This window comes from Pseudomonas fluorescens (assembly GCF_000730425.1).
In the GTDB taxonomy this organism is placed as follows: domain Bacteria; phylum Pseudomonadota; class Gammaproteobacteria; order Pseudomonadales; family Pseudomonadaceae; genus Aquipseudomonas; species Aquipseudomonas fluorescens_X.
In genome coordinates this window covers 777,938-794,162 of the sequence record NZ_CP008896.1, presented here as the reverse complement: position 1 = coordinate 794,162, position 16,225 = coordinate 777,938, and the positions used below count along the sequence as shown (strand labels likewise).

Here is a 16,225-nt window from a genome sequence, read left to right as displayed (position 1 = left end):
ACGATCATCTGGGAGAAATGATGCGAACGCGCGTGAACCGGCGAATCCACTTGCTCCGCCGGCCCCGAAACATCAGAAGGGATAAGGCTGATCAGATGGCTCAACAGTGACCCACTTGATTTCTGTGAACTCGTCAATCACAGCGCTTCCATCGAAACGGCCGTATCCACTCTGCTTCATACCACCATAGGGGGCCTGCGCTTCGTTTTGTACGGTGGCGCCGTTGATGTGGACACAACCTGCATCCAACCGACTTGCCAGCTCAAGCGCTTTGGAGACATTGGCGCTGAAAATTGCAGATGAGAGGCCATAAGCCGTGTCATTGGCCACTTCCAACGCCTCCTCTGCCCCGTCGACACGAACGATCGTGGTAATAGGACCAAAGGTTTCCTCGTCGTAGATTTCCATGTCCTTGGTCACGCGGTCGACTAGCGTGGGCTGCATCAAGGCACTGTCGGCGATACCGCCCGCGGCGATGACAGCCCCTTTGCCGAGCGCATCTTCGATCAGATGGTTGATCCGCTTTACCGAGCCCTGGGCGATGACCGGTCCGACTACGCAGGTCGGAGATGCGGTGGGGTCGCCAAGCTCCAGTTTGCCGATTCGCTCGGAAAACTTACTCACGAATTCGTCGGCAACACGCTGATCGACCACGAAACGCTCGGTCGACATGCAGATTTGCCCTTGATACAGGAACGAGCCGAATACTGCGGCATTCACTGCGCCGTCGATATCGGCATCCTCCAGCACTACGAAAGGAGCCTTGCCACCCAACTCCAACAAACAGCGCTTGAGATGGGACGCACAGGTTTCGGCGATCATGCGGCCGACCTTGGTGGAGCCCGTGAAGTTGACCCGGCGCACGGTATCGTGGGCCACCAACGCTTCGGTGACAGCCGATGCGTCTTCGGGCGCGGTAATCAGGAAATTGAGCACACCCGCCGGCAGGCCTGCCTCAATGAAGGCATCGGCCACAAGGGCATGAGTGCGAGGACTGTTTTCCGAGCCTTTGAAGATCACGGTATTGCCGCACGCCAGCGGATACGCGATAGCGCGAGCCCCCAGGATCACCGGCCCATTCCACGGCACAATGCTCAGCACGGTGCCCACCGGCTGGCGAAGCGTCAACGAGAAAGCGCCAAGCTTATCGGTTGGAATCGTCTCACCCTTGATTTGAGTAGTGAGCGCTGCAGCCTCGCGCAGCAGATTCGCCGATGCACCTACGTTGAACTGCGCCCAGAGCTGCGATGCGCCAATTTCCTCAGCCATGATCCGGCAGAATTCCGACATCTTGGCCTCGAGGACATCCGCTGCTGCGAGCAGGAGACGACGCCGCTCGGTCGGTCCGGTCTTGGACCATTTGCGGAATGCTCGCTCGGATGAGGCCGCGAGCCGTTTTGCGTCTTCCAGGGTGCAGGCAGCCGCAGTGCTGACCAGTTTGGCGGACACAGGGTCAAGCCGTTGGATCGTCTTGCCTCCGGTAGCGTCCAGCTTGATATTGTCGATTACCAGTTGTGCACTCATTTCTAGACCTTTTAGACAGTAGGAAAATTGTGTGACGCGACCGCATTCAGTCGGCAGCTCCGGGCATACGCAGAATGGGACTGCGCTGCGCAGCTGCGTCAGTGATTGCGCGACTACGCGTAGCCGGATCTGCTACCCGGCTATTGAAGATGGGCGTTGTGCCCACCCTGCGAGCCAACTCCAGGCGAGAAGGCATCACGTCCACGGCAATGGCGGAGTCATGCGGCCAGGGCCGCTTTCCAGCCTAAACGGCTGTAGGCCAAGTTCAGGTCTTGCTGCAGATCGTGATTCCACAGCCAGTCGAATCGGCTGACGAAGACTGCGTCACAACGATGGGGTCGCAAGGTGCCCACTTCAGCGATAGCCCGCTAACCCAGCAGCTCGACCATGTCCTGGGTCAAGGTGCGCTGCTCATTCAGGCGCCGAACGATGCGCTCGACCGTCTCCAGCCGCACCGCGGCGCCGGCACGCATCTCTGCCATGGCGCCCAGGGCCGCGGCGGACTTCTCCAGGCCGGTGCTGGTGGACTGGCCGATGTGTTCGACTCCCGTCCGCGCCTCCTGCGCCGACTTCTGCAGGCTGCCGGCGATCTGCTGGATCTCGCCGCTGGACTCGTTGGCGCGCTGGGCCAGGTGACGCACTTCGTCGGCGACTACGGCGAAGCCGCGGCCATGCTCACCGGCGCGGGCCGCCTCGATGGCCGCGTTGAGCGCCAGCAGGTTGGTCTGCTTGGCGATGTCCTGGATGCTGCCGACGATGGCGCCGATGCGCATCGACTGTTGCGACAGTTCGTCGAATACCTGATCGATGGTGCCCATGTAGCCGGCCAGCTCGCGGATCGCCGCCTCGCAGGCCTGGATGCTGGCGGCGCTGAACTGCACCTTTTCTCCGCCCGCGCGCGCCAGTTCAGTGGCGAAGAGCATGTCCTGCTCGGTGCGCAGGATGCTCTCGAGCAACTTCGCCAGGGGTGCGCGTAGCGGCAGGCCAGGGTCGGAAGGCGGCTCGGGAGCAGGCGCCGCCAGCAGCACCGGCGGTTCAGGCTCAGGCGCCGGTGGCGGCGCTGGCGCTGGCGCTGGTGGCGGCAACTCGACCAGGATCGGCGGCAACCTGTGGTAGAGCAGGCCGGCCAGGGCGACGCCGGCCAGCGCCAGGGCCGCCAGTGGGCCGTGCAGGCCGCTGTCCAACAGCAGCAGGCCGGCTGCGGCCAGCGCCGCCGTCGCTTGCAGCAACGCCGCCAGCGGCTTCTGCCAGTTTCGGGCAGGGGCGTCGGTCTTCTCGTTCATCGTCAGTCTCCCCGGCGTCACAGGCCAATATGTTCCTGGAGGATCTGCGGCTGGCACTTCAGCTCGACGCTGGGCCCGTCGAACACCACCCGTCCCTTGACCATGATCATGCTGCGGTCGGTCAGGTCGAGCAGCACGTTGACGTTCTTGTCCACCACCAGAGTGGCGATACCGCTGGCCTTGATCAGGCGGATCACGTCCCAGATCTCCTTGCGGATCAAGGGCGCCAGGCCCTCGGTGGCCTCGTCGAGGATCATCAGTTCGGGGTTGGTCAGCAACGCGCGGCCGATGGCGACCATCTGCTGCTCGCCGCCGGAAAGGTTGCCGCTCAGGTGGGAGAAGCGCTCGGCCAGGCGCGGGAAGGTCGCCAGCACCCGCTCCAGGTTCCAGTCGCGGCGCCCGTCCAGGCCCGGGCGGGCGGCCATGATCAGGCTCTCGCGCACGCTCAGGTTGGGGAACATGCCGCGGCCCTCTGGCACATAGCCGATACCGCGGCGGATGATCTGGTGGGTGGCGCGGCCGCTGCAGCGCTCGCCGCGGATCAGCACCTCGCCGCGGCGCGCCGGCGTCAGGCCGAGCAACGAGCGAATGGTGGTGCTCTTGCCCATGCCGTTGCGGCCCATCAGCGCCAGGGTCTCGCCCGGCTGGATCTGCAGGTCGACGCCATGCAGCACATGACTGTTGCCGTAATAGGTGTGCAGGCCGGTGGCCTGCACCAGGGCTTGTGCGCTCATCAGAATTGCTCCTCGCCGTCGCCCAGATAGGCCTGCTGTACCGCCGGATCGTTGCGCACCTGGTCCAGCGGGCCACTGGCCAGCAGCTCGCCGTTGACCATCACGGTGAGACGGTGGGCGATGCTGAACACCGCATCCATGTCGTGCTCGACCAGGACCATGGCGTACTGCTGCGACAGTCTGGCGAGCAGTTCGACCACCCGCGCCGATTCGTCCTTGCCCATGCCGGCCATGGGTTCGTCGAGCAGCAGGAAGCTCGGCTCGGTGGCCAGTACCATGCCGATCTCCAGTTGGCGTTGCTCGCCATAACTCAGGGCATCGGCCAGGGTGTCGCGGTGGGCGGCCAGGCCGCAAAGCTCCAGCGCCCGTTCGGCGCGCTCGCGTACCTCGACATAGGCCTCGCAGCGGCGGAAGAAACGAAAGGAGTTCTTCAGCCGCGACTGCGCCGCCAGCCAGCAGTTTTCCAGGCAGGTGAAGCTGGGAAAGATGTTGGTGCGCTGGAAGCTGCGGCCGATGCCCAGGTGCGACACCCGGTTGGGCGCCAAGCCGGTGATGTCGCGGCCGTGAAAGAGGATCTGCCCGGCGCTGGGCTGAAGATGGCCGGACAGCAGATTGACCATGGTGCTCTTGCCGGCGCCGTTGGGGCCGATGATCGCGTGTACCTCGCAGGGCGCCACGCTCAGGGAAATGTCGTTGACCGCACGCAGGCCGCCGAAGGCCTTGCTCAGTCCGCGGGTTTCTAGAACATGGGCGGTCATACGCCGGCCTCCTTCTTCATCGCGTCGGGGGTGGATACCGTACTTGCGTCGCAGGCCGTGGCTGTGCGCCGGTCGCAGAGCTGCAGCAGCAACCCGGCGAGACCGCGCGGCAGCAACAGAACCATGGCGATGACCACCAGCCCCATGGGCAGCTCCCAGTGCGGGGTCAGGCCGGCGAACAGATGGTGCAGGCCCTCGAAGGCGAAGGCGCCGAAGATGGCGCCGAACAGGCTGCCCATGCCACCGAGGATGACCATCACCAGGGCGTGGGCCGAGAGCTGCCAGCCGACCTGGTCGGGGCTGACGAAACCGTATTGGGTGGCCGAGAGCATGCCGGCGTAGCCGGCGATGGTGCCGGCAATGACGAAGGCCGCCAGCTTGTAGAACAGCGGGTTGTAGCCCATGGAACGGACCCGTTCCTCGTTGTGCTTGATGCCCAGCAGCACCCGGCCGAACGGCGCGCGCAGGAAGGTGCGCAGCAGCAGATAGACCAGCACCAGGGAGCCGAGCACCAGGTAGAACAGGCTGCGCGGGTTCTCCAGGTCGAGCAGATGCACCCCGGCGATGGCCACCTCGGGCTTGAGGAACAGGTAGATGCCGTCCGAGCCGCCGGCGAAGGCCGAGTCGTGGAACAGGTAATAGAGCATCTGCGAGAAGGCGATGGTCGCCATGATGAAGAAGATGCCCGAGGTGCGGATGATCAGCAGGCCCATCAGCAGCGCAGCTGCGGCGCTGACGCCCAGGCACAGCAGCAGCGCCAGCCAGAAGTTCACCGCCTCGAACTCCGGGGCGAACAACACCAGGCTGTAGCCGGCGATGCCGAAGAAGGCCGCCTGGGCCAGGCTGACCATGCCGGTCACGCCCACCAACAGGTCGAGGCTGAGAGCGACCAGGGCGAGAATCATGATGTGGGTCAGTTGCTGCAGGTGGAAGGATACTGTCGATCCCAAGCCATAAGCAATTGCTGTTGCTGTTGCTGTTGCTGTTGCTGACAGGACATGGACATGCCATAGCGATCCTACGTGTAGAAGGTCGGGCAAGCGACCAAGCCTTTCACTTCATCACGCGGCACTGCTGCTCGCCCTACGAAATCAATGCGGGTACTACACGTTCCGTAATAAGGGACTGTGGCACCATGCCATAAAGGAAGTTGCTTCGCCTCACCGACTGACGGATAGCGGTTGGTCAGGTCAACTTTCATGGCACGGAAGACGGGGTCACCAGCTACGCAGTTCTTACGACCTTATGTGCCTCTGCTTGAAGATTTCTGCCAGTGGCTATTACGACTGGAGGGATCGTGATCCAAGCCCCGAATGCTCGCCTGATTGCGACCGAGCGAATTCAATGATGGTAAGTACGCCAACGGCCTGCTTTGCCAACTGCCCTACCCGACCGATGACACGCGTTTGATCATTGCAGCGGCACAGGAGGGAATCAAAAGGCTGTAACGAGAGGGTTTCAGCTATGCCAAAGCCCAAGTGTTGCTGCTAGACCTGTGTAAGCGTGATGAGTACACACAGGATCTATTCGCACAGGAACAGCCAGCTCGAACAGAAAAGCTAATGAGCACATTGGATGCAATCAACGGTCGCTGGGGCGCCTTAAATCATCGCACCAAACCATCTTAGAGAGAGTTCACCGTCGCCCCTAACATGGCATAGGTGATGGATATCACCTTTATCCATACCAGCAGGACTGGCTGTGAAGGCAGCATTACTTCGCCTAATCTAGCGCGGCGGGATTAAAAAGGCGCAGAGCCTAGGTGTAGGACTCCGCGCAACGCTCAATCGTTAGAAATGTTAGGCACCTAGCTCGAACAGGGGGCGCTGTCGACGCGGATACAGGCCTCCAGACTCTGGTTGCGCGGCAACAGCCGTGAGAAGTAGACGGTGACGTAGAAATAGCCCGCGTCAATCTTTGTCTGCGCCACAACCGATGTAGCATGCCCGGGTTTTATAGACCGGGCCAAGATTAATGATGCTCGCCAAGTGGGGCCTGAGCGAGAATCACGTGCCTATTCGCCGGGCTCTTAGATACCACCCAGGCAGAGGTACTTGATCTCCAGGTAATCCTCAATGCCGTACTTGGATCCTTCGCGACCCAGGCCGGATGCCTTGATACCACCGAAAGGCGCAACTTCATTGGAGATCAGCCCAGTATTGACGCCGACCATACCGTATTCTAGGGCTTCGGCCACACGGAACACGCGCCCCATATCGCGGGCATAGAAGTACGAGGCCAGGCCGAACTCGGTGTCATTGGACATCGCGATCACGTCGGCCTCGTCCTTAAAACGGAACAGCGGCGCCAGCGGACCGAAGGTTTCTTCCTTGGCTACGGCGGCGTTATTCGGTACGTCAATGAGGATGCTCGGCTCGAAGAAAGTGCCACCGAGGGCGTGCGGCTTACCACCAGCGAGTAGCTTGGCACCCTTGCTAATGGCGTCGGCAATGTGCTCCTGGACCTTGGCCACCGCCTTGGCATCGATCAGAGGGCCGGTGGTGATACCTTCGTCCAAACCGTTACCAATCTGCAACTTAGCTACCGCGATTTTCAGCTTCTCGGCGAAGGCATCGTATACGCCGTCTTGGATATACAGGCGGTTGGCGCACACGCAGGTCTGGCCATTGTTGCGGTATTTGGAGATCAGTGCGCCTTCCACTGCCTTATCAAGGTCGGCATCATCGAATACGATGAACGGCGCGTTTCCGCCCAGTTCTAGCGACACCTTTTTAATGTCCTTGGCACATTCGGCCATTAGCTGGCGACCAATTTCGGTGGAGCCAGTAAAGCTCAACTTGCGCACGATCGGGTTGCTAGTCAGTTCGCTGCCGACTTCGCCAGCACTGCCAGTGATTACACTGAACACGCCTTTGGGGATCCCGGCACGCTCGGCCAGCACTGCCAACGCCAGCGCCGAATAAGGCGTTTGCGACGCTGGCTTGAGCACCATGGTACAACCGGCGGCCAGGGCCGGGCCGGCTTTACGGGTGATCATGGCTGCCGGGAAGTTCCAGGGTGTAATCGCTGCCGTTACGCCGATGGGCTGTTTGATCACGATCAGGCGTTTGTCCGGTTGGTGGCCGGGAATTACGTCGCCATACACGCGCTTGGCTTCTTCGGCGAACCACTCAAGGAAGGACGCCGCGAAAGCAATTTCGCCCTTGGCTTCGGCAAGTGGCTTACCTTGCTCCATGGTCATGAGACGACCCAGGTCGTCCTGGTTTTCAATCATCAGTTCAAACCAGCGGCGCAGTTTGTTGGCGCGGTCTTTAGCTGTCAGTGCACGCCAGGCTGGCAGGGCATGATCTGCTGCTTCGATGGCTCGACGGGTTTCCGCTGCCCCCATCTTCGGCACACTACCCATAACTTCGTTGGTGGCCGGATTGGTGACCTGAATGGTCTGGCCGCTGTCCGCGTCCAACCAGGTTCCGTCGATATAAGCCTGTTGGCGGAACAATTGGGTATCTTTGAGTTGCATGGCGTGCTCCTTCGCAGACTGCATTCAGTGCTGCTCAGCTATTTTCCAAGCTATGAATTTAAGCCGAGGAGAGCCACATAAAAGCAATTCTCTCCTCCCCCGGATTGATCTAACCAACCCACTGAGTGGTGTCGTCCAGCGCCCTGGCAAAGCGCTCTACAATCATTCCGACTTCCTGTTCGTTGACGATTAACGGCGGGCAGAAGGCCACGGCATCACCCATGGCGCGAGTAATCATGCCGTGTTCCTGGGCTCTGCCGGCCATGTAGCGTCCGAGGGTGCCTAGCGCCTGATACGGCGCCTTGCTCACGCGATCGCCAACTAGTTCTACCGCAGCGATCAGTCCACAACCGCGAATTTCGCCCACCAAGGGATGATCGATGAAATGCTGTAGGCCGCTGCGCAACAACTGGCCCATTTGCGCCGCATGCTCGACCAGGCTCTCCTCTTCAATAATCTTCAGGTTCTCCAAGGCCACGGCAGTAGCTACCGGATGACCGCTGCCGGTGAACCCATGCCCAAGCGCGCCAAGCGCTTGGCTCTGATCAGCGATGCCCTCAAATACTGGGGCATTGATCAGAATCGCCGCTATCGGCTGATAAGAAGATGACAGTTGCTTGGATAACACCATGATGTCCGGCTGGATACCAAAGGTCTGGCTGCCAAACATCTGCCCGGTACGCCCAAATCCACAGATTACCTCATCGGCGATAACCAGGATGTCGTACTTACGGCAAACTTTCTGGATCTTCTCCCAGTAGGTACGAGGCGGCACTATGACACCGCCAGCGCCCATCAATGGCTCGCCAATGAACGCTGCGATAGTCTCCGGGCCTTCGGCGAGAATCTTCTGCTCGAGCTCGACGGCAAGGCGGTCAGCGAAATGCTCTTCACTTTCACCGGCAAGGGCGAAACGATAATGGTGCGGGCAGCCGACATGCAGGAAGCCTGGAAGCGGCAGGTCGAAACCGCGCTGGTTGCCTGGAAGGCCAGTCAAGCTTGCGCTGGCGACGGTGATGCCGTGGTAGCCGTTGACCCGACTGATGAACTTCTTCTTGGCTGGTTTGCCTAGAGCGTTATTGAGGTACCAGACCATCTTCACTACAGTATCGTTAGCCTCGGAACCGGAGTTGGTGAAGAACACCTTACTCATAGGCACCGGCGCCATCTCGATCAGCTTTTCGGCTAACTCGATACTCGGGCGATGCGATTTGTGACTGAACAGGTGATAAAACGGCAGGGTGTTGAATTGCTGCTCAGCTGCCTTGATCAGACGTTGATTGCTAAAGCCAAGCGCGGCGCTCCACAACCCAGCCATCGCCTCGATATAACCCTTGCCCTGATCGTCATAAACATAGATACCCTCCCCGCGCTCGATGATCAGCGGGCCAAGCTCCTGATGAAGGCGAGCATTGGTGTAGGGGTGCAGTTGATACTGAATGTCTTTTTCTGGCAGCGAGGATACTGACTGGTTCATGGGGCGCTCTCAATATGACTAACAAGCATGGTTTCTGGGAGTAGCCTTATAAGTAGGCATCCGGCTTTTGATCACAATCACACACTTCAATTCGGTAACGAGTTCAGTAACGATGACTTGGCTCGGGGACGTTAAGTGCACTAGCCGATAGCCTATTAGACTGAGCCGGTGCGGGGCTTGTCGTCTTGCGCACAGTCTTGTTCGTTCCAGTGCACTGCCGAATTCGCCCCGCACTGCCTCATGCGGGATGTTGGTTTTTTACAAACCTGGGTAGCCCCTGCAGCTGTGCATCAATCTGCTTGATGATGTAGGCGCCTATGGGAATTGCAGAGGTAGCCGCCGGCGATGGTGCATTGCAGACGTTGACGCTACGGCGGGTATTGCGGAACAGGAAGTCCTCGATCAACTTGCCGTCCGCTGAAACCGCTTGGGCGCGGACGCCGGCCGGGTAAGGCTTGAGATCCTGCAGCGTTAAGCTGGGGCAGTACTTGCGTACTTGCTGTAGATAACCACGCTTGAACAGCGAGTTTTTCATCTCGATCAGGCCGGGCCGCAGATTGTCCTTGAGCACTTTAAGAATGCCCGGATTGGTGAGCATTGCGAACGTGTCGGACAAAGATATGTCACGCTTGCGATAGCCCTCACGCTTGAGTGCCAGCACAGCATTGGGACCGACTGTCACACTGCCGTCGATCATTCGCGTCAGGTGCACGCCGAGGAACGGCATGGAGGGATCGGGAATCGGGTAGATCAGGTGATTGACGATCCGGTTGTGCTGCTCAGGCAGCAAATAGTATTCGCCACGGAACGGGCAAATGCTAAAGCCAGGATCTAAGCCCAGTAGACATACAATGCGGTCGGCCATCAGACCCGAGCAGGTCACCAAAAAGCGTGCAATGACTTCTTCATGCTGGGTTTTAACCCGCATCTCCGTGGCGCGCTCTTCCAGGCCGATGACTTCGCTGTCGTAGCGAATCTCGCCACCGTGCCTCTGGAACTCGCGAGCCATGGCAGCGGTGACCTCGGCATAGTTAACGATACCACTGGAGGGCACGAAGATCCCGCCGATTCCGGTGATGTTCGGTTCGCGTTCCTTCAGTTGCTCCGCAGACAGCCACTCGCGCTCCAGACCATTGGCTGCAGTGCGCTCCCAAAGCGCGCGCATGCGCTGCATTTCCACCTCATTGGTGGCGACCAGCAACTTACCGCACTCATCGTAGATAATGCCGTGCTCGTTACAGAACGATTTGGTAGCACGGTTGCCTTCCAGGCAGAACTTCGCCTTCAAGCTACCCGGCGTGTAGTAGACGCCGGCGTGGATGACCCCGCTATTGTGCCCCGTCTGATGCTTAGCTGGCCCGGACTCTTTCTCGAGCAACAAGATTTTCGACTCTGGGTAGGCCTTGATTAATTGCATGGCAGTCGACATGCCGATAATGCCGCCCCCGATGATCACAAAATCGTACACCGCTATCACCTCTACTCGATCTGTTTTGCCCCGTGGACAAACGACAAGGGCTAAACCGCGCAGCCCCTGTTCAATTAATGGCAATTATTGGCCTTGCTGATGGCCGAGTTTGGGGTAACTGAAGTAACCGCGCTGGCGCATCAGTTCACGGCGCAGCCCAGGGTGAGGGGTGAAACGATCGCGGCCATGCAGCCAATACAGGTTATTAATCAGCAGGAAGCAGCCAACTGGCACCGGCACGGAAAGCTTCTGTTTACTGCCCTCCAGGGAGATAGACAGGTCGGTCAGCCAGTTGCCCTCGTCGAAGTCTTTGGGCTGAACAAATTGATCGATATAGCGAATAGTCGGCCGCCCTTCGGCGTCGACATCAAAGATCGAATGGAACACGTCCGTATCGACCCTTTTACTCGGCGGCGCGGTCCAGCGCATGACGCGCCGTGCTAGCGGATGATGGAAGAAAGCATGGCGATCCTCCCAGTCGTCCAGATGCAGGATCAGCGAGTTGCCACCTTCGATATTCTGCTCATCGATCTTCATCATCAGCACGTAGTCGGTGATCTGATCGACGAAAGTACCATCGTTGTGCAACTCCATTACCCGGTGAGGTTGGCGCAGGTAGCTGTCCGAATTATCGACGTTCTCGACCACGAAGCGTGCGTAGAACTGGCCGCTCATCGCATCAAAGTTCGACCGCCCCAGCAGGTGGGCCACAGCAGTCGAGAATTTGACCATATCATCAGCTTGTGCCACATCATTCAGGGCCTCCTGCTTGATTAACAGCCCTCCGGTGGCACGATCCATTAGGGCGTTGAGTAGCACCGGGCGCAGGCTGTTACCGCAGAGATCGTCAAGAATTTTGGCGAAGCGAAATCGCAAGAAGGACTTGTATTCCAGCGCCTGCACCGGCCACTCGGCCACTGCTACACAGAAAGCCTCTATCGTCGCCTTAGTGAAGGTCAGCTCGAACAAACGGGGCGACTGAGCGGAGGGTGAAAGAGAAAACCCCTTAACGGCGGTCGGTAGCGGCATCACAAGATCTTTGAGCTGGGTAAAGGCATTCATGGCAGAGTCCTGACGAAAAAATTGTCTGTACGCCGCCCCGAGATTTACCAGAACAGCCGGACTAAAAATATAGCTATTTTATAAAAATGTCTACGCTTTTATAAAATAGCGACACTCGGCAACTGCATCTCCACTTAGTAAATATTTCTGCAGTTGCGTATGATGGATAAAACCCGTTGAGGAGCATGGTTTATGGATACGCTCGCCCCCCGCCAAAACTCAGCAGTCAGCGGCTATGAGTGGCTCAAGCGGGACATAATTCAGGGCATGTTCAAGCCCGGAGAAAAACTGCGAATGACTGCGCTTAAGGAGCGCTACGACCTAGGCGTAGGCCCTCTGCGTGAAGCGCTATCGCATCTGATTGCGGAAAATCTGGTAGTAGCTATCAGTCAGCGTGGCTACCGCGTCGCTCCTATGTCGCTGAGCGAAATGCAGGACATCTATGACGCACGGGCCAATCTCGAAGCGCTGGTACTTAAGCTCGCCATCGAACGCGGCGATGACGCCTGGGAGGCCCAGGTGTTGGCCTATTCGCATACATTGGCCAAGGTAATGGAGGTCAAGACCCAGGAGCAGATGCTGGAAATATGGGATGCCCGACACAAGGCCTTCCATACAGCTATAGCCTCCGGCTGTGGGTCTAGACACCTGCTGCAGGCGCGCGCCTATCTGTTCGATCAGGCCGAGCGCTATCGCCAGCTGTGGCTGCGGCGCACGGTGCTATCCGAGGAGGCCTTGTCCCTGAAACGTCAAGAGCACAGCGAACTGGTAGAAGCTATCCTTGCCCGTGACGCAACGCGAGCAAGCGCCATGATGCAGGCTCATCTGATGACACCAGTACCGATCATCGAAGGGATCATGCGCAACAGCAACCTGAGAGCATCCCAGTCCGCCCCTGAAATCATGGGATAGTTACCGTGTCTCGCCCTTAGAGGGGGTGCCTGCGGAATTTCAGCATGTTTTTTGCAGGACAGACCTGAAGCAATTACTACCCAACACCATAGCTTTGCACCTAGCATGGTTCCGTCTTACGCTTGTGAAGCCTGCGCCGCTCTCAGCCCGCTCGCGTGAACCTAAAACAATAAGCTTGGCTTGATCAGCAACACCAGCTACGCATGAGTTTGCCAATGCAGACGACAAAGGCTTACCCAAGTTAGCGCCCGTATGGAATATCAGACGCCGATATATAACTGGTACTCCCGCAACGGTGAAAAGGCGTGGAGCCTTTATGGGGAGCTACGCCGAGTGACTTCTAATCCCCCAGAGCACATTGACAATAAAGTAACCGGCTACGGCTTTAACGAAACGGCTCGGGCTTCACTGGCAGTACAACTAAAGTGCTGGCGAAAATGCCGGGAAAATTGTGCCTGATCACTGAACCCCCAACGATATGCCAGCTCACCGATTGATAGGTGGCAGTGGGGATCACGTAGGCGTTGATATACAGCCTCCAATCGTTTCAGGCGAATCCATTCACCGAGACTGTAGGGCGTACTGAAAAATAATTTATGCAAATAGCGAACCGATAAGCCGCAGGCCTGAGCAATATGCTGCGGGTTTAGTTCAGCTGAACACAAGTTTCGGTCGATGTAGTGCTCGATACGCTGCAAATGCAGGGCAGCTAGACTCGAACTCTCACTATTAAGGACGCGCTCATCTTGGCGCAGAGCCATTAACAACGTCGAAAGCACCTGTTCCAGCAGCATATGACGGGCATCCGCATCGCATTCGTCGAAGCGCGCGGCACACATCGCCAGTTGATCAACAAAAATTCGTCCCAATCCACGCCGAGCCTCGAAACAGAAACGGGTGTAGCGCTCGGCTCCACGTATCTGTCCATGTAGCGCGCGCTCAGGCAGCTTGAATACCCAAAGGTCGTTGTCGCAGGAGTAGTGAAAACGATAAGGCGCATCGCCTCGCTCGAAGATGAACCCACCTGGCTTACAATGGAGCTCACGACCGTCTTGCTCGAAGTGTACTTCGGTAAGGCGCGGCACTGTTACAAGGTAACAGGGTTCAGTATCTTCGCTAACCTGGCTCTCGCTGCGCGAATAGCCTAGCTGACTGGAGCGCAGGCGCGATAACGCCAACGGCGTACTGCCCGTTTTCCAAATTTTCAGGCTGCCTTGGAAAATGGCGCTGGAATTGAACTCCAACGACAATGGAAAATATGTATTGCCGATGGCTTCGGCCCAACGCGATTGCCTTTCTCCCTCAGGCCAATACCGCGTAGACAATTGATCTGTCATGAAAGGTCCTCAATTTGTAGTTATTATGAGGGCGGCACCAACGGTGAATGCCGTCGGTGCCGTTGTTACACAATCCTTTGTTAAAAATCCCTGACGGTCAATGACCGGGAGTCAGTTCATATGTGGCCGAGGGATCCAGACTGACCCGCCAGCCCGGTGGAACAACGATGTTTGTGGTCGCTTCCTCAATCACACAGGGACCTTGAATAATCTGCCCTACTTCTATGCGGTCGCCGTTGTACACAGGCGTGTCCTGCCAATCGTCTTGCGCATTGAACAGCATCGGACGATGACCAGCCGGAATCGCGGCCGTTGCCTTGAGCGGGGTTGCAAGTTCAGGCATTGGTGGACGCTGTAACCGCGCGATCACCGAGCACTCTAGATTAACTAGTTCGACCGGGCTGTTAGGCTCACTGAAGGAAAACAGCGCCTTGTGCCGCTGGTGGAAGGATTCGCGCAGGGCCGCCAGGCTGCTACGGTCGAGCCGGTCGCAGCTCAGTTCGACGCTGCACTCGTGGATCTGTCCGAGGTAACGAATCTCCAGGCTGTACTGGCATTCAATACGATTGTCACCACCGAAACCATCGTCTCGCAGGTTCGTCATACCACGCTCGCGTAACTGCTGCAGGGCCTGGTTTAGTTGCTCCAAATCGACGAACTCGTCATCCAAACGCATCGGCAAAGTAGTCAGCTGATCATAGCGGATGTCAGAGAGAATCTGGCCGAAGGCGCACAGCCCCGAAGCCACCTTGGGAATCAGCACAACCTTGCTGCCGATTTCCTCAGCTAGTCGCATCACGTGCATGCCCGCTGCACCACCGGCACCGATCAGGGCGAAGTCACGGGGATCATAACCACGCTCAATGGACACGCGGCGGATACCACTAACCATGCTCAGGTTAACCAGGGTAATGATACCGACGGCCGCGCGCTCGACACTGATACCCAGCGGTTCGGCAATTTTACTGCGGATCGCATCGATCGCGGCTTGTCGATTTAGACGGATGCTGCCACCGAGCAGTGCACCATCAGCCAGATAACCGAGCGCCAGGTTAGCATCGGTTACAGTCGGCTCGACCCCACCCTTTCCATAACACACAGGCCCGGGGTTAGCCCCGGCACTGCGTGGACCGACCTGGAGCATGCCGAAGTCGTCAAGGTGGGCGATCGAGCCACCGCCGGCGCCAAGGGATTCCACCTGAATCATTGGCACGCCGATACGGTAACGGAGGAAGTCGCTGTCTTTGCTGAAGTTGGTGCGACCGCCTTTGCTAAGAGTGATGTCGAACGAGGTACCACCCATATCGACGGTGATTACGTTGTCGATACCGAATGGCTGGGCCACGCACAAGCCGGCTTGCGGGGCAGATGCCGGACCGGAGTTGATCGCGTTGACCGCCCGCTCACGCATTACCACGCCAGGAGCCAGACCTCCGTTGGACTGGAAATAGCGGGTAGGCTGCTGCGCGCCCAGCTCCTCGAACAGCGCGTCGATGCGTTCGATATAACGACCCATCACTGGGCTAAGGTAGGCGTTGACCACGGTTGTCGAGGTGCGTGTGTATTCGCGAATCTGCGGGAACACCTCGTGGCCGCTGCAGACAAATACGTCAGGTAAAGCCGCACGCACCATAGCCATAGCGCGCTGCTCGTGACTAGGGTTGCGCACCGACCAGACGAAGGAGATCGCCACCGCCTGCACCTGTTGTTCGCGGAAGTAGTCGATGGCGGCATGAATCGCCGCCTCGTCTAGCGGGCTGAACTCGCTGCCGTCACTGATAATACGCCCGCCGATTGGACGGCGCAGGTGGCGCGGCACTAACATATGCGCCGGTGGATAAGTGGCGTCATAGCGATGGCCATCTTCTTTGTGGCCAAGGCGAATTTCCAGGCTGTCTTCATGGCCATCGGTACACAGCAGGCCCACCTTGACCCCGGTCTTTTCGATCAGTGCGTTGAGCGCCACAGTCGTCCCGTTGATGCACAGATCGCAGTCGGCAATGATCTCGGCTGGTGTACGGCCGAGGGCATCGGCGATTTGCGCCAGACCGTTGCGTATGGCCAGGGTGCCGTCATGTGGGGTGGACGGCGCCTTGAACAACTGCACGTTGCCCTGATGGTCGGCGAGGATGAAATCAGTGAAGGTGCCGCCGGCATCGATGCCCAGGCGATATTGTTGTTTGCTCATT

11 protein-coding genes and 2 pseudogenes are annotated in these 16,225 nt (G+C 58.5%); 1 reads left to right on the top strand and 12 read right to left on the bottom strand.

The features are described from left to right. Window positions 1–72: 72 nt before the first annotated feature. The 10 genes and pseudogenes from HZ99_RS03315 to glaH all read right to left on the bottom strand — a co-directional run bounded on the left by HZ99_RS03315 (window position 73) and on the right by glaH (window position 11,787). Complete coding sequence (locus HZ99_RS03315) at window positions 73–1,524, bottom strand: aldehyde dehydrogenase (protein ID WP_023630205.1); 1,452 nt, start codon at window positions 1,522–1,524, stop codon at window positions 73–75. A 368-nt stretch (window positions 1,525–1,892) separates the two neighbouring features. Next, a pseudogene (locus HZ99_RS29480) lies at window positions 1,893–2,285 on the bottom strand (methyl-accepting chemotaxis protein); the annotation flags it as partial. Window positions 2,286–2,824: 539 nt separating this feature from the next. Continuing rightward, window positions 2,825–3,541 carry an ABC transporter ATP-binding protein gene (locus HZ99_RS03305; RefSeq protein ID WP_024075421.1) on the bottom strand — a complete coding sequence of 239 codons (717 nt, stop codon included), beginning with the start codon at window positions 3,539–3,541 and terminating at the stop codon, window positions 2,825–2,827. Next, the gene (locus HZ99_RS03300) at window positions 3,541–4,299 is read right to left on the bottom strand and encodes an ABC transporter ATP-binding protein (RefSeq protein ID WP_023048108.1); all 759 of its coding nucleotides are present in this window, start codon (window positions 4,297–4,299) and stop codon (window positions 3,541–3,543) included. The genes HZ99_RS03305 and HZ99_RS03300 overlap by 1 nt, the downstream gene beginning before the upstream one ends. Then, the gene (locus HZ99_RS03295; protein WP_024075422.1) at window positions 4,296–5,249 is read right to left on the bottom strand and encodes a branched-chain amino acid ABC transporter permease; all 954 of its coding nucleotides are present in this window, start codon (window positions 5,247–5,249) and stop codon (window positions 4,296–4,298) included. The genes HZ99_RS03300 and HZ99_RS03295 overlap by 4 nt, the downstream gene beginning before the upstream one ends. Further along, window positions 5,231–5,542: pseudogene (locus HZ99_RS29125) on the bottom strand (endonuclease); the annotation flags it as partial. The gene HZ99_RS03295 and the pseudogene HZ99_RS29125, both read right to left, overlap by 19 nt. A 786-nt stretch (window positions 5,543–6,328) precedes the next feature. Next, window positions 6,329–7,780 carry an NADP-dependent succinate-semialdehyde dehydrogenase gene (gabD, locus tag HZ99_RS03290; protein WP_024075423.1) on the bottom strand — a complete coding sequence of 484 codons (1,452 nt, stop codon included), beginning with the start codon at window positions 7,778–7,780 and terminating at the stop codon, window positions 6,329–6,331. A gap of 109 nt (window positions 7,781–7,889) precedes the next feature. Continuing rightward, window positions 7,890–9,257 carry an aspartate aminotransferase family protein gene (locus HZ99_RS03285; protein WP_023048105.1) on the bottom strand — a complete coding sequence of 456 codons (1,368 nt, stop codon included), beginning with the start codon at window positions 9,255–9,257 and terminating at the stop codon, window positions 7,890–7,892. Window positions 9,258–9,495: 238 nt separating this feature from the next. After that, entirely contained in the window at window positions 9,496–10,725 is a 1,230-nt protein-coding gene (lhgO, locus tag HZ99_RS03280; protein ID WP_023048104.1) for an L-2-hydroxyglutarate oxidase, read from the bottom strand. 84 nt (window positions 10,726–10,809) lie between these two features. Further along, window positions 10,810–11,787 (bottom strand): glutarate dioxygenase GlaH, encoded by a 978-nt coding sequence (glaH, locus tag HZ99_RS03275; protein WP_023628647.1) that lies wholly within the window; start codon window positions 11,785–11,787, stop codon window positions 10,810–10,812. 192 nt (window positions 11,788–11,979) lie between these two features. Between glaH and csiR the strand changes: the two genes are divergently transcribed. Further along, complete coding sequence (csiR, locus tag HZ99_RS03270) at window positions 11,980–12,699, top strand: DNA-binding transcriptional regulator CsiR (RefSeq protein WP_023048102.1); 720 nt, start codon at window positions 11,980–11,982, stop codon at window positions 12,697–12,699. Window positions 12,700–13,076: 377 nt separating this feature from the next. Here the strand turns inward: csiR and HZ99_RS03265 are convergent, their stop codons facing one another. After that, window positions 13,077–14,036 carry a helix-turn-helix domain-containing protein gene (locus HZ99_RS03265; protein ID WP_033902870.1) on the bottom strand — a complete coding sequence of 320 codons (960 nt, stop codon included), beginning with the start codon at window positions 14,034–14,036 and terminating at the stop codon, window positions 13,077–13,079. A gap of 97 nt (window positions 14,037–14,133) precedes the next feature. Beyond that, complete coding sequence (locus tag HZ99_RS03260; RefSeq protein ID WP_033902869.1) at window positions 14,134–16,224, bottom strand: hydantoinase/oxoprolinase family protein; 2,091 nt, start codon at window positions 16,222–16,224, stop codon at window positions 14,134–14,136. Window position 16,225 lies beyond the last annotated feature (1 nt).

Excerpts from the sequence above, each read along its gene's own strand:
- HZ99_RS03315 (WP_023630205.1), bottom strand. The coding sequence starts at position 1,524 with ATGAGTGCACAACTGGTAATCGACAATATCAAGCTGGACGCTACCGGA.
- HZ99_RS03305 (WP_024075421.1), bottom strand. The coding sequence starts at position 3,541 with ATGAGCGCACAAGCCCTGGTGCAGGCCACCGGCCTGCACACCTATTAC.
- HZ99_RS03300 (WP_023048108.1), bottom strand. The coding sequence starts at position 4,299 with ATGACCGCCCATGTTCTAGAAACCCGCGGACTGAGCAAGGCCTTCGGC.
- gabD (WP_024075423.1), bottom strand. The coding sequence starts at position 7,780 with ATGCAACTCAAAGATACCCAATTGTTCCGCCAACAGGCTTATATCGAC.
- HZ99_RS03285 (WP_023048105.1), bottom strand. The coding sequence starts at position 9,257 with ATGAACCAGTCAGTATCCTCGCTGCCAGAAAAAGACATTCAGTATCAA.
- glaH (WP_023628647.1), bottom strand. The coding sequence starts at position 11,787 with ATGAATGCCTTTACCCAGCTCAAAGATCTTGTGATGCCGCTACCGACC.
- csiR (WP_023048102.1), top strand. The coding sequence starts at position 11,980 with ATGGATACGCTCGCCCCCCGCCAAAACTCAGCAGTCAGCGGCTATGAG.
- HZ99_RS03265 (WP_033902870.1), bottom strand. The coding sequence starts at position 14,036 with ATGACAGATCAATTGTCTACGCGGTATTGGCCTGAGGGAGAAAGGCAA.
- HZ99_RS03260 (WP_033902869.1), bottom strand. The coding sequence starts at position 16,224 with ATGAGCAAACAACAATATCGCCTGGGCATCGATGCCGGCGGCACCTTC.